This is a genomic window from Streptacidiphilus jeojiensis (assembly GCF_042510965.1).
In the GTDB taxonomy this organism is placed as follows: Bacteria; Actinomycetota; Actinomycetes; order Streptomycetales; family Streptomycetaceae; genus Streptacidiphilus; species Streptacidiphilus jeojiensis.
This window is the reverse complement of the sequence record NZ_JBEUKS010000001.1, coordinates 524,344-536,804: the sequence shown is the minus strand read 5'-3', so window position 1 is coordinate 536,804 and position 12,461 is coordinate 524,344. Positions and strand designations below refer to the sequence as shown.

General features: G+C 72.7%; 10 protein-coding genes. 4 read left to right on the top strand and 6 right to left on the bottom strand.

Going from position 1 to position 12,461, the window contains the following annotated elements; genetic code table 11:
- The first annotated feature begins 12 nt into the window (after positions 1–12).
- Positions 13–816: an ABC transporter permease gene (locus ABUW04_RS02410; RefSeq protein WP_380562189.1), complete on the top strand. Its 804-nt coding sequence runs from the start codon at positions 13–15 to the stop codon at positions 814–816.
- Positions 817–841: 25 nt separating this feature from the next.
- Here the strand turns inward: ABUW04_RS02410 and ABUW04_RS02405 are convergent, their stop codons facing one another.
- Positions 842–1,525, bottom strand: coding sequence for a cache domain-containing protein (locus ABUW04_RS02405; RefSeq protein WP_380563428.1), 684 nt, complete (start codon positions 1,523–1,525; stop codon positions 842–844).
- A gap of 65 nt (positions 1,526–1,590) precedes the next feature.
- A complete protein-coding gene (locus tag ABUW04_RS02400) occupies positions 1,591–2,337 on the bottom strand; it encodes a FadR/GntR family transcriptional regulator (protein ID WP_380562187.1) in 747 nt (248 codons plus the stop codon).
- Positions 2,338–2,512: 175 nt separating this feature from the next.
- Here ABUW04_RS02400 and ABUW04_RS02395 point away from each other — a divergent pair, with 175 nt between their 5' ends.
- Positions 2,513–3,991: an amino acid permease gene (locus ABUW04_RS02395; protein WP_380562185.1), complete on the top strand. Its 1,479-nt coding sequence runs from the start codon at positions 2,513–2,515 to the stop codon at positions 3,989–3,991.
- A 50-nt stretch (positions 3,992–4,041) separates the two neighbouring features.
- Here the strand turns inward: ABUW04_RS02395 and ABUW04_RS02390 are convergent, their stop codons facing one another.
- The 4 genes from ABUW04_RS02390 to ABUW04_RS02375 are packed head-to-tail and all read right to left on the bottom strand — an operon-like array spanning position 4,042 to position 8,646.
- Complete coding sequence (locus tag ABUW04_RS02390) at positions 4,042–4,800, bottom strand: SDR family NAD(P)-dependent oxidoreductase (protein ID WP_380562183.1); 759 nt, start codon at positions 4,798–4,800, stop codon at positions 4,042–4,044.
- 46 nt (positions 4,801–4,846) lie between these two features.
- Positions 4,847–6,421 (bottom strand): sugar ABC transporter ATP-binding protein, encoded by a 1,575-nt coding sequence (locus ABUW04_RS02385; protein ID WP_380562181.1) that lies wholly within the window; start codon positions 6,419–6,421, stop codon positions 4,847–4,849.
- Positions 6,411–7,532 carry a substrate-binding domain-containing protein gene (locus ABUW04_RS02380; RefSeq protein WP_380562179.1) on the bottom strand — a complete coding sequence of 374 codons (1,122 nt, stop codon included), beginning with the start codon at positions 7,530–7,532 and terminating at the stop codon, positions 6,411–6,413. The genes ABUW04_RS02385 and ABUW04_RS02380 overlap by 11 nt, the downstream gene beginning before the upstream one ends.
- A gap of 43 nt (positions 7,533–7,575) precedes the next feature.
- A complete protein-coding gene (locus ABUW04_RS02375; protein WP_380562177.1) occupies positions 7,576–8,646 on the bottom strand; it encodes an ABC transporter permease in 1,071 nt (356 codons plus the stop codon).
- A gap of 176 nt (positions 8,647–8,822) precedes the next feature.
- Between ABUW04_RS02375 and ABUW04_RS02370 the strand changes: the two genes are divergently transcribed.
- Positions 8,823–10,703: a GMC family oxidoreductase N-terminal domain-containing protein gene (locus tag ABUW04_RS02370; RefSeq protein ID WP_380562175.1), complete on the top strand. Its 1,881-nt coding sequence runs from the start codon at positions 8,823–8,825 to the stop codon at positions 10,701–10,703.
- The gene (locus ABUW04_RS02365) at positions 10,700–12,454 is read left to right on the top strand and encodes a thiamine pyrophosphate-binding protein (protein WP_380562173.1); all 1,755 of its coding nucleotides are present in this window, start codon (positions 10,700–10,702) and stop codon (positions 12,452–12,454) included. The genes ABUW04_RS02370 and ABUW04_RS02365 overlap by 4 nt, the downstream gene beginning before the upstream one ends.
- Positions 12,455–12,461: the final 7 nt, after the last annotated feature.

Here is a 12,461-nt window from a genome sequence, read left to right as displayed (position 1 = left end):
GGGAGAAACCGGATGGAACTGTCCCGTGGCGCCCGGGTCGCCCTGCGGCTGGCCATGGCGCTGGGGCTGGCCGTCATCTACGTGCCGCTGGCGCTGGTGCTGGTCAACTCCTTCAACGCCTCGCGCTCCTTCGCCTGGCCGCCCTCGGGGCTCAGCACCCGCTGGTGGACGGCGGCCTGGCAGGAGACCGGGCTGCGTGAGGCCCTCTACACCTCGCTCAAGGCCGGGCTGGGGGCGACCGCGATCGCCCTGGTGCTCGGCACCATGGCCGCCTTCGCGGTCACCCGGTACCGGTTCTTCGGCAAGCAGGCGGTCTCCTTCCTGCTGGTCCTGCCGCTCGCGCTGCCGGGGATCGTCACCGGGATCGCCCTGAACGCGGCCTTCCGCACCGTGCTCACCCCGCTGGGCATCGGCTTCGGGCTGTTCACCGTGGTCGTGGGCCACGCGACCTTCTGCATCGTGGTGGTGTTCAACAACGTGGCCGCCAGACTGCGGCGGACAGCGCCCACGGCCGAGGAGGCGTCGGCGGACCTGGGCGCGCACACCTTCCAGACCTTCTGGTACGTCACCCTGCCCGCCGTGCGCAGCGCGCTGTTCGCCGGCGCTCTGCTGGCGTTCGCGCTGTCCTTCGACGAGATCGTGGTCACCACCTTCACCGCGGGACCCGGGACGCAGACCCTGCCGCTGTGGATCTTCGACAATCTGGCCCGTCCCGACCAGGGCCCGATCGTGGACGTCGTCGCGGCGCTGCTGATCGTGCTGTCGATCGTTCCGGTCTACCTGGCGCAGCGGCTGTCGGGGGAGGTGCTGCGCTGACCGGCGCCGGGTTCCCGGCAGCGGTTCAGGGTCCGGTCACCGGCCGGGTCGCCAGGGACAGCGGGATCGCCCCGCAGGGGTGCAGCCGCAGTTCGCCGCGGGCCGCGGCGGCGACCGGGTCACGGACCAGCGAGCCGGCCAGCTGGGTGGCGCTGTTGGACGCGGCGACCCGGCCGCGCGGGTTGACCAGGAAGGCGGCACCCTCGATGCGACGCAGGGCCGGCCCGACCGCGTCCTCGAAGTGCCGGAGGTAGACGTCGGCGGCCGCCACGCCGGCGAAGACGCCGTTCACGAGCACCGGCGCGGCCAGGGTCAGGCTGTACTCGTCGGAGCACAGGTAGTCGACGTAGGGCCCGGAGACGGCGCGCTCGCCGGTGTCGCGGGGGAGGGCGTACCAGTCCCAGTGGGTGTAGTCGGAGTAGGCGGAGGTCCTCGGGTCCAGGTCCAGCAGCATCGGCCGGACACTGCCGTCCGCGTGCGTCTGCCACCACTCCAGCCAGGCCGGGACGTCGGTGAGCAGCCCGGGCGCGGCGACGAAGCCCGCCCCCGACACCAGCCCCCGGTCCCGGGCAAGCCGGGCGCGCAGCAGCGGCCGCAGCCCGGCCAGGTCGGCCGAGACCGGACGGCGGCCACGCCCGCCGATCCGCGCCACCAGCTCCTGCGACCTGCCGCGGATCTCCTCCACTGCCCCGAACACGGTCTCCAGCATGTCGCTGACCTGGGCGACGGCGTCGGTCACAGCACGGTCGACGACCTCCTGCGAACGGGTCTCGCTCACGATGCCCGTGCCCCCTTCAGCCTCAGTTCGATCAGCCGTCGCACTCCACCGTGGACGTGTTCCTCGGCCACGCCGCGGGCCCGCGCCGGGTCGGCGGCCCCGATGGCGTCGAGCAGTTGGCGGTGCTGCCGGTCGGCGGTCCCGTGCGCCTCGTCGTCGGCGAACGGGAGGCTGAGCAGCGGCCCGATCTCGGTCTGCAGCCGGATCTCCTCGCGGGTGAGCCTGGCCGACTGGGCGGCCGCGGCGAGCTCGACGTGCAGCCGGCCGTCGATGCGGGCGCGGGCGGTCGGGTCCTGGGCGTCGGCGAAGTCCTGGAGCGAGCGCCGGGGTGCGTCCAGGTCGGGGGAGTCGGCGCGCTCGGCGGCGAGCCGGGCGATGCCTCCGGCGACGGCCGCGTAGTGGTCGGCGAGGTCGCGCAACTCCTCGACGGTGTGCGCGAGCAGACGCTGGGTCAGGCGTTCGTTCAGGGTGTCGGCGGGGGCGCGGACGAAGGTCCCGCCGCCGCGGCCGCGCCGGGTCGCGACCAGGCCCTGCTGCCGCAGTGCCATCAGCGACTCGCGCAGGGTCACCGTGGCGACGCCCAGCTGTCCTGCGAGGTCGCTCTCGCCGGGCAGCTGCTCGCCGTCGACCAGCAGGCCGAGCACGATGGCGTCCCCCAGGCGTCGGGCCACCGCCTCGACCCGGGCCTCGGTGTCGAGCGGTGCGAAGACAGCGCGACGGGCCGCACTGGATAGACGGTTCACGGCTGCCTCGGTCGTCCCTTCGCCACGGATCCTGCCGACCAGCATTCCATCACGAAACAGATTCACAGCACAGAACCATTGCCATATGAACTATGGCTTCATAGGTTTTGCCCCGCGCTCCTCCCTGGTAGCGCTCTCCCCCTGAGAAGCACCCTGCGAAAGGCACGATCCGCCGATGTCACTCGCACCATCCGGCACCAAGGGCACGCAGCACGATGACCAGGACGCCGCCGATGCAGCCCAACTCGCCTCCCTCGGCTACACCCAGAAGCTGACCCGCGCGCTGGGGCTGTGGTCCAACTTCGCCGTCGGCTTCACCTACCTCTCCCCATTGGTCGGCGTCTACTCGGTCTTCGACTACGGACTCGCCACCGGCGGTCCCTCGTTCTTCTGGACCATCCCGCTCGTGCTGGTCGGACAGGGCCTGGTGCTGCTGGCCTTCGCCGAGGTCTCCTCGCAGTACCCGCTGGCCGGCGGCATCTACCAGTGGGCCAAGCGCCTGGTCGGACCCAAGTACGCCTGGATGTCCGGGTGGATGTACACCTGGGCGCTGCTGGTCACCATCACCTCGGTGGCCTACCCGATCACCACCTACGCGGGACCACTGCTCGGCTACGCCGTCACCGGCACCAACCGGATCATCACCACGGTCGTGGTGATCCTGCTCTGCGCGGTGGTGAACCTGCTCGGGGTCCGCCGACTGGCCTTCGTCGCCAACATCGGTGTTGCCGCCGAGGTGGTGGGAACCGTCGGCATAGGTCTCTACCTGCTGCTGTTCCACCACAAGCAGAGCATCACCGTCATCATGCACACCTCCGGCGCGGGCGCCACCGGCGGCTACACCGGCGCCTTCCTGGCCTCCTGCCTCTTCGCGGTGTGGATCTTCTACGGCTTCGAGGCCTGCGGCGACATCGCCGAGGAGGTCAAGGACCCCTCGCGCAAGGTCCCCCGTGCGATGGGCATGACGCTGGGCGTCGGCGCGGTCGCGACGGTGATCCTCACCCTCGGCCTGGTCCTGGCGGTCCCGGACTTCGGAGCGGTCGTCAGCGGCAAGGCCGCCACACCCCTGGAGGACGTGCTGGCGGCCTCGCTGGGCAGCGTCGGCAGCAAGTTCGCGCTCGCCATGATCGTGATCGGCTTCGTCTCCTGCACCCTGGCCATCCAGGCCGCAGCCACCCGCCTGGTCTACTCCTACGCCCGTGACGGCGTGATCGTCGGCCACCGGACCCTGTCCAGGCTGCATCCCACCTTCCACATGCCCCCGGCCGCCACCGCCGTGACCGCGATCATTCCGGCCGGGCTCGCCTTCCTGCCCTCCGCCACGGTCACCCGGGTCATCACCTTCTCGGTGGTCGGCATCTACGTCGGCTTCCAGTCGGTGGTCCTGGCCTCGATCATCGGCCGTGCCAAGGGCTGGAAGCCCGCAGGCTCGTTCACGCTGGGCCGCTGGGGCTGGCCGGTCAACATCGCAGGCCTGCTCTACGGCGTCACCGCGATCGTGGTCCTGTCCATCAAGACCCCGCCCAACGGCACCACCTTCTTCGAACGCTGGCTGGTCCCGCTCTCGGTCGGCATCGTCGCCGCCGTCGGCCTGCTGTACCTGGCGGTCTTCCGGCCGAAGGAACACATCGCCCAGGAGGACCGCGCGAACTGAACCAGGCGTGCCCGGCGGGGTTCCTGGAGACCCGCCGGTCGGACCCGGCGTCAGATGCTCATGCCGCCGTCCACGCGGAGGGCGGTCCCGGTGACGAAGCGGGAGTCGGGGCCGGCCAGGTAGAGCACCGAGGCGGCGATCTCCTCCGGGGAGGCGTGCCGGCGCAGCGGTATCAGCTGCTCGAACGCGGAGGCGGCGGCGGCCGGCGGCAGCCCGGTCGCCGCGGTCTCGATCGCGGCCTGGAACGGGGTCTCGGTGGGTCCGGGGTGGATGGTGTTGACCCGGATGCCGCGGGCGGCGGCCTCCTTGGCGGCCGTCCGCGCCAGGCCGACCTGGGCGTGCTTGGCGCTCGCGTAGCCGGCGATGCCCGGATCGGAGGTGAGGCCGACGACGCTGGAGTTGATGATGACGCTGCCGCCGTCGGCCAGCACCGGCAGGGTGTGCTTGAGCACCAGGAACGCGCCCAGCACATGCACGTCCAGGACCCGGCGGAACGCCTCGGTCGGGTACTCGGTGATCGGCGCGACCGGGCCGCTGACACCGGCGTTGCTGAACACCACGTCCAGGCCGCCGAAGCGCTCCAGCGCGGTGCGCACGGCGGCCCGCACGGCGCTCTCGTCGGTGACGTCGGCGACCGAGCAGGCCGCGCGCCCGGTGCCGAGCTCGGCCACGGCGGCGCGCAGCCGCTCCCGGTCCAGGCCGACCAGGTGGACCAGCGCGCCCTCGGCGCCGAACAGCCGGGCGGTCGCCAGGCCGATGCCGCTCTCGCCGCCGGTGATCAGTGCCACCTTGCCCCTGAGCCGGTCCATCCGGGTACCCCGCTCTCCGCTCTCGGCTCTCCGCTCGCGCCGCCGGTCAGCCGGCGAATCCGGCGTTCATGGACACGCTCAGCGCCTGCTGGGTCAGCCGCTCGCCGCTGAGCTCGTCGACGATCCGTCCGCGCTGGAGGACCAGCACACGGTCGCACAGCTCGACGAGTTCGGACAGGTCTGTCGAGGCGACCAGGACGGCTCTGCCCTCTCTGCCCTCGTCGGCGAGGGCGCGGATGACGGCGTGCATCTCGGCGCGGGCACGGATGTCGACGCCTCGGGTCGGATCGTCCAGCAGCATGACCGAGGGGTCGGTGTCGAGCCACTTGGCGAACACCACCTTCTGCTGATTGCCGCCCGACAGCTCGCCGGTCCTGCGGTGCACGCCGCCGTCCACGCGCAGGCTCCGGGCGCTGCGTGCGGCCCGGTCCACCAGTGCGCGGCGGTGCAGCAGCAGACCGCCGCGGTGCAGGCCGAGCCAGCTCACCGAGGTGATGTTCTCCCAGACCGGCCGGTCCAGCATCAGTCCGTAGCGCTTGCGGTCGCTGGGGACGAACGCGACCCCCTGCCCGGTCGCCTGCCGCAGCGAACGCGGCGCGACCCCGCCGGGCAGCCGCACGCTGCCGGACGCCGGTCGGGCCCGGCCGCCGGTGACCTCCAGGACCGCGAGGTGACCGGCGCCCTGAAGCCCCGCCAGACCGACCACCTCGCGGCGGCGCGCGGTCAGCGAGACGCGGTCCAGCCGGCCGGGGACGGTCACCGAGTCCAGGACCACGGCGACCGCGCCGGGTTCCCGGGCCGGGCCGGAAGCGGGTGCGGGTGAGGGCGCGGCACGGGGTTCGGGCGCGGCGTGTTCCTCGCCGAGCATCGCGGTCACCAGGGCGGCCAGGTCCACCGTGGCGATCTCCGCGCCGCCGAGGGTGACCCGGCCGTCGCGCAGCACGGTCACCCGCTGCGAGAACCGCAGCACCTCCTCCAGGTAGTGCGAGATGTAGAGGATCGCGATGCCCCGGCCGCGGGTGCGCAGCAGCACGGCCGCCAGCCGGTCCACCGCCTCCTTGGGGAGCGCCGAGGTGGGCTCGTCCAGGATGAGCACCCGCGGTTCGGTCAGCAGCGCCCGGCAGATCTCCAGCAGTTGACGGTCGGCCAGGTCGAGGTCCCCGGCCCTGGTGTCCAGCCGTAGCCGCAGGCCGAGCTCGTCCAGGACCGGCCGGGCGCGCTGTTCGGCCTCGGCGTTGCTGGTCAGCCCGGCGCGCCGGGGCAGGCCGTGCGGGAAGAGGTTCTCCGCGACGCTGAGGTCGCCGAAGATCGCGAGCTCCTGGGAGACCAGGGCGACGCCGGCGGCCGAGGCCTGCCGGGAGGTGGCGAAGGCGACCTCCCGGCTGTCGAGCAGCACCCGTCCGGCGTCCGGGCGCACCACCCCGGAGAGGATCTTGACCAGGGTCGACTTGCCGGCCCCGTTCTCGCCGACCAGGGCGTGCACCTCGCCGGCGCGCAGGGTGATCCCCGCCTCGGCCAGGACGGGGATCCCGTCGTAGCGCTTGCCGACGGCGGTGGCCGCCAGCACCGTCCGCGGCGGGTGCGGCGGCACCGGGGGAGGGCCGACGTGCTCAGCGGGCATCGGACAGGGGCTTCAGGTTGGCGGCGACATCGCCGAGCAGCGAGTCGATCTGGGACTTGTACCAGCTGTAGGCGGCCTGCGCGGAGGTCTCGCGCTGGATGATGGCGTCGACGTTGGACTGGTCCACCACCAGTCCCGGGGTCTCGAACCAGCCCTGGGGCAGGCTCTTGTGCTGTTTCACCGCGTCGATCAGCAGGGTGGTGGCGATGTACCCCTTGAGGAAGTGCTCCGGGTCGATGGTGACGAAGTCGAGTCCGGCCTTGACGTCTTCCAGTGTCTTGGCGTCCACGTCCATGCCGGCGACCAGGTAGCTGCCCTTCTCCTGCTGCTTGATCCTGGCGAGGTCGTAGGAGTCCGCGTCGCCGACGCCCAGGAAGGCCAGCGCGTGCGGCTGCGCGTGCACCTGGGAGAGCCAGGCGCTGTAGTTCTGCGCCGGGTCGCTGTAGGTCTGGAACGGGCCGAGCACGGTGATCCCGGGTGCCTTGGCGTTCAGGGTGTCCTTGATGCCCTTGGCCCGGGAGTCCAGCACCGGGGTGCCCGGGTTGGGTTCGCCGATGACCACGGTGCCGTGCGGGGCGGTGCCCAGCCGCTTGAGGGTCTCCTGGGCGAGCTCCACACCGAGCTGGTAGTTGTCGTTGCCGACGTAGAAGGTGACGCCGGAGCCCGGGGTGGGCGAGGTGTCCAGGGCCACGATCGGCACGCCCTTGGCGACCGCCTGCGCGGCGGGGCGGGTGAAGATCGGCGGGTCCAGGTTCTCCAGCACCACGCCGTCGTGGGCGGTGCTGGTCAGGCTGGTGAAGAGCTGCTGCTCGGCGGGGCCGTCGGTGTTCGGCGGGCCGACCGCGGTCCAGTCGACCCCTCCGGCGTGGTCGGCCGCCGACTGCGCACCGAGCACCATCTCGTGGGCGAAGTTGAGGCTGATGTTGGCGACCGCGATGCCCATCTTCAGCTTGGCGCCGGAGCTTGCGCCGGAGCCGGAGCCGGCGGAACTGCCGCCGCCGGCGCTGCCGCTGGAACACGCGCTCAGCACGAGCGCCGCCGCGGCGGCTGCGGCCAGGGCCGCGGACCTGCGGGTCGGGCGGCCCCGAAGGTGCGGGTCGGTGCGTCTCACGTCACTTCTCCTGTCCTGCGGTGAGTCGGATGGTGTCGGTGCGTCAGGCGGACCGGCGGAACAGCCGGGAGACCACCGCGGCCGCGCCCTGTTTCAGCCCCACTCCGCGCGAGCGGCGCAGCGCGCTGTCCAGCGCCACGGCCAGCAGGATCACCGCGCCGGTGGCGAAGGTGGTCCAGTTGATCGGGACCTGGAAGAAGACCAGGGCGGCGGCGACCACGGAGAGGATCAGCGAGCCGAACACCGCGCCGGGCACCGAGCCGCGCCCTCCCGCCAGCGAGGTCCCGCCGATGATGCAGGCGGCGATCGCGGTCAGCTCGTAGCCCTGACCCACGGTCGGGTCACCGGCGATGAAGAACGCCAGCGCCAGCGCCCCGGCGACGCCGGACATCAGACCGGTCAGCGCCAGCGCCTTGATCCGGGTCCGGGTGATCGGCAGGCCGCTGAACCGCGCCGCGTCCGGGTTCGAACCGATCGCCCTGACCTGGGCACCGAAGCGGGTCCGGGTCAGCACCACGGTGAACACGATCATGGCGACCAGCAGCACCCACACCGAGGTCGGCACCGAGAGCACGGTGCCGCCCAGGACCGTGAAGAACGAGTTGCCGGCCGGCAGATTGCTGATCTGCCGCCCGTCGGCCAGTGCCAGCGCCATCCCGCGGTAGAGCATCGCCGTCCCCAGCGTGACGATGAACGAGGGGATCTCCAGGACTGTGGTGACCAGTCCGTTGAACGCGCCGAGCAGGGCCGCCAGCGGCAGGGTGACCAGCAGCGAGAGCCAGGGATCGGTGCCGTCGCGGATCAGCACCGCACCGACCACCAGGCACAGCGTATAGGTGCCGCCCACGGACAGGTCGACCTCGCGCATGGCCAGCGCAAAGACCATCCCGACCGCCATCAGGCCCACATACGAGGAGTTCTGAGCGATCGACAGCAGGTTGTCCTTGTGCACGAAGGCGGGGTGCGCGATCCCCGCCGCGGCGACGAGCAGGACCAGCACCAGGCTCACACCGAGCTCGTCGCGCATCAGGCGGCGGCGCCAGGCCCGCCCCCGGGGCCCTGCGCCGTGCGAACGGTCCGCCGTGCTCTCCTCGGCGGTGACCGGCTGGGTCATGGCGACTGCTCCTGTCGGCGCGACGGCTGGCGGGACGGCTGATGGGATGTCAGCTGGGATGTCGGGTGGGCTGGCTGGAAGGCTGCGCCGGGTTCGGTGCGGGGGCAAGGAACACGTTCCACTGGACGGAATGCCGAGCTTGTGCACCCGCACCGGCGGGGCACAGGCTCGACGGCATGTCGCAATCGCAGCCGCAGCCCGCGAGGTTGGGCGGGACCGAAGCACGGGTGCTCGCGCGGTTCTGCGACCTCGTGGTCCCCGGTTCCGTGGAGGTCGGCGCGGTCGACTACATCGAGCGCGCGCTGGAGCGGATGTCGCTGTCCGAGGAGGACGCGGTGCATGCGGCGATCGGCGTCGCCGCCGGCGCGCCGACGCCGGAGCGCATGGTCGACACCGAGGCGTTCGAGACACTGCGCGCCCTGGCCATCGAGGCCTACTACGGCGACTACCTGGCGCCGGGCCGTCCCGGACCCGGCGGGCACGCCGCCATCGGCTTCGACCCGCCGGCGGCCCGGCGGCTGCGCAAGGACTGGGGGTTCCTGGACGCGTCCGCGCGGCCGCAGGTCGGCGGCAGCCGTGGCAGCGGGCTCGACGACGACGGCGACCGGGCTGCGGTGGTCGTCGTCGGATCGGGCGCGGGCGGTGGCCTGATCGCCGCCGAACTCGGCGCCCTGGGCCACGACGTGCTGCTGGTCGAGGCGGGCGGACTGCACCAGGCCGACTCGTACACCCGCTTCGAGCTGGAGGCGCGGGGCCGGCTGTGGTGGCCCGCGCGATTCGCGGTGGACCCGGACGATCCGGCCGGACAAGTCGCGCTGCTGGCCGGCCGGTGCGTCGGGGGCTCGACGGTGATCAACACCAAGGTCGCGATGCGGGCCCATCCCGAGGACATCGCCAAGTTCCACGCCCGCACCGGACTGCTGGGCCCGCACGGGCGCCCCTTCGCCCCGGCCGACCTCCAGCCCTGGTACGAGCGGGTCGAGTCCTGGCTCGGCGTCCGTCCCCGCTCCGACTGGACCCCCAGCGTGCACCGGGTCGGGCGCGGACTCGCCGCGCTCGGCGCGTCCTGGCAGCCGGTGGACTCGTACACCGACCACAACTGCACCCGCTGCGGCGCCTGCCTGACCGGCTGCCCCAGCAACGCGGGGAAGTCCGCGCTCAACACGTTCATCGCCCCGGCCCTGGGACGCGGCAGCATCCGGCTGCGGACCGGCACGCTGGTGGACCGGGTCCTCATCGACCGCTCCGGCGGCCGGGCCAGGGCCGTCGGCGTCGCCGTGACCGGCCCCGACGGCAGCAGCGGCACCATCGCGGCCGACACCGTCGTGCTCGCCGCGGGCGCCTTGAACACCCCTCAGATCCTGCTCCGCAGCCCGGAGTTCACCGAACTGGACAGCCCCTCCAGCAGACTGGCGGGCCGCACGCTGGGCCTGCACCCGGCCCGGCTGGTGTACGGGCTTTTCGACGAGGTCCAGGACTGCCACATGGTCTACCCGATCAGCGCGCACACCCTGGACCACCAGCGCGACTCCGACGGCGGCTTCGTGATCGAGGGCACCACCATCCAGGACCCGGTGTCCTTCGCCCAGTCCCTGGTGGACGACGGCGCCCGGCCGCTGTGGGGCGCCGAACTCACCGCGACCGTGGCGGCGTACCGACGCTGGGCCGGGCTGCTGGTGATGGCCACCGACGAGAACACCGGCACGGTGGATCTGGACCCGCGCGGCCACGCCGTGGTCACCAAGCGCTTCTCGGCGACCGAACGCCACCGGCTGGACCGGGCACTCGACTTCGCGGTCGCGGCGCTGCGGGCGGCCGGGGCCCGCGAGGTGGTCCGGAGCAGTCTCTCCAGCTCGCACGTCCAGGGCAGCGTGCCGATGGGCGACGACCCGGACCGCTCGGCCGTCGACGGCAACGGACAGGTGCGCGGCGTCACCGGACTCTACGTCGGCGACGCCTCGCTGATCCCGGCGTCGCTGTCGGTCAACCCCTCCCTGACCGTCATGGCGCTCGCCGCCAGGGTCGCCGACCACCTCGCGAAGGAGCTGCCACGGTGAACGCCCCGCCCCGCACGCCCCGAACGCTCCGCGCCAGGCCGGTGGAAGCGCTGCTCGCCATCCTCCGGGAGGAGGGCGTCGACCGGATCTTCGGCAATCCCGGCACCACCGAACTCCCGTTCACCGACGCCCTGGTCGACGCACCCGACCTGCGCTACGTACTGGCCCTGCAGGAGGCCTCGGCGGTCGCGATGGCCGACGGCTACGCCCGGGCCACCGGCCGGACCGCGTTCGTCAGCCTGCATGTCGCGGCCGGACTCGCCAACGGCCTGATCGGCATGATCAACGCCAGCCGATCGCGGACCCCGATGGTGGTCACCGCGGGTCAGCAGGACCGCCGCCACCTGGTGCAGGACCCGATGCTCAGCGGGGACCTGGTGGCCATGGCCGCACCGGTGGCCAAGTCCGCCGTCGAGGTGCACCGCGCCGCCGACCTGCCGATCGTGCTGCGGCGCGCCTTCGCGCTTGCCGCACAGCCCCCGGCCGGACCGGTCTTCGTGTCGATCCCGATGGACCTGCTGGCCGAGCAGGAACCCGTCGACCTGCCCGGGCGGTCGACCAGGACCCCGCAGGGCCCGGCCACCGGGCTCGCCGACGCCGCTGCGGTGCTGGCGGGCGCCCGGCATCCGGTGATCGTGGCAGGCGACGGGGTCGGGCGCGACGGCGCCGTGGCGGAACTGGTCCAGGTCGCCGAACGGCTCGGGGCCACCGTCTACCACCAGCCGATGAACGACGGCATCGACTTCCCCGGCCGCCATCCCCTCTACGCGGGCATGCTCCCGCCGCGCAACGCCGCCGTCCGCGAACTGCTGCGCCCGCACGACGCGCTGCTCATCGTGGGCTGCCGGGCCTTCATGCCGCACCACTACTCATCGGGGCCGGCCATCCCGGACGGGCTGACGGTCGTTCAACTCGACGCCGACCCACAGGAGATCGGCCGCAATTTCGCCGTCCGGCTGGGGCTTGCCGGGGCCCTCACACCCTCGCTGGCAGGACTCGCCGAGCAACTGCGGGCGCAACCGGTGGCCGACGCTGCGGACCGCACCGCCCGACTCGGCGCGGTGCACACCGCGCGACGCGACGCCCTCGACCGGGACGCCCTGGCCCGCTACGGATCCGCCCCGCTCGACCCGCTGGCCGCGGTGCACGCGCTCGCGGCCGGCCTGCCACCGGACACCGTCGTCGTCGAGGAGGCCATCACGGCCGGCCTGCAGCTGCGCACCGTGCTGCGCCAGGACCGGCCGCGGTCCTACGTCCACACCGTCGGCGGCGGCCTGGGCTGGGGCATCGGTGCGGCCGTCGGCACCCGCCTCGGCGCACCACGGCGACCAGTGGCCGCGGTGCTCGGGGACGGGTGCGCCATGTTCGGGGTGCAGGGCCTGTGGAGCGCGGCCCGCTACCGGGTCCCGGCGGCGTTCTTCGTCATGAACAACAGTGAGTACCGCACCCTGAAGGAGACCCTGGACGCCCAGCAGAGCCGCTCCACCGCCGCCCGCGCCTACGTGGGCCTGGATCTGGATCCGGGGCTGGGGGAGGGGCCGACCGTCGGTCGGCTCGACTGGTCCCACGCCGCCAGGTTCTTCGGCATCCAGGCCGTCCGGATCGACAGTGCCGAGCAGCTGCGCGAAGTCGCCGCGACCGTCGGCGAACTGGACGCACCGCTGCTGGTCGACGTCCCCGTCACCAGCCACTCCGAGGAGCACCGCTACCCCGGTGCGGACCGTTCCCTTTTCTCCCGGCGCGGGCGATGATCCTGAC

Excerpts from the sequence above, each read along its gene's own strand:
- ABUW04_RS02395 (WP_380562185.1), top strand. The coding sequence starts at position 2,513 with ATGTCACTCGCACCATCCGGCACCAAGGGCACGCAGCACGATGACCAG.
- ABUW04_RS02410 (WP_380562189.1), top strand. The coding sequence starts at position 13 with ATGGAACTGTCCCGTGGCGCCCGGGTCGCCCTGCGGCTGGCCATGGCG.
- ABUW04_RS02405 (WP_380563428.1), bottom strand. The coding sequence starts at position 1,525 with ATGCTGGAGACCGTGTTCGGGGCAGTGGAGGAGATCCGCGGCAGGTCG.
- ABUW04_RS02385 (WP_380562181.1), bottom strand. The coding sequence starts at position 6,421 with ATGCCCGCTGAGCACGTCGGCCCTCCCCCGGTGCCGCCGCACCCGCCG.
- ABUW04_RS02375 (WP_380562177.1), bottom strand. The coding sequence starts at position 8,646 with ATGACCCAGCCGGTCACCGCCGAGGAGAGCACGGCGGACCGTTCGCAC.
- ABUW04_RS02390 (WP_380562183.1), bottom strand. The coding sequence starts at position 4,800 with ATGGACCGGCTCAGGGGCAAGGTGGCACTGATCACCGGCGGCGAGAGC.
- ABUW04_RS02370 (WP_380562175.1), top strand. The coding sequence starts at position 8,823 with ATGTCGCAATCGCAGCCGCAGCCCGCGAGGTTGGGCGGGACCGAAGCA.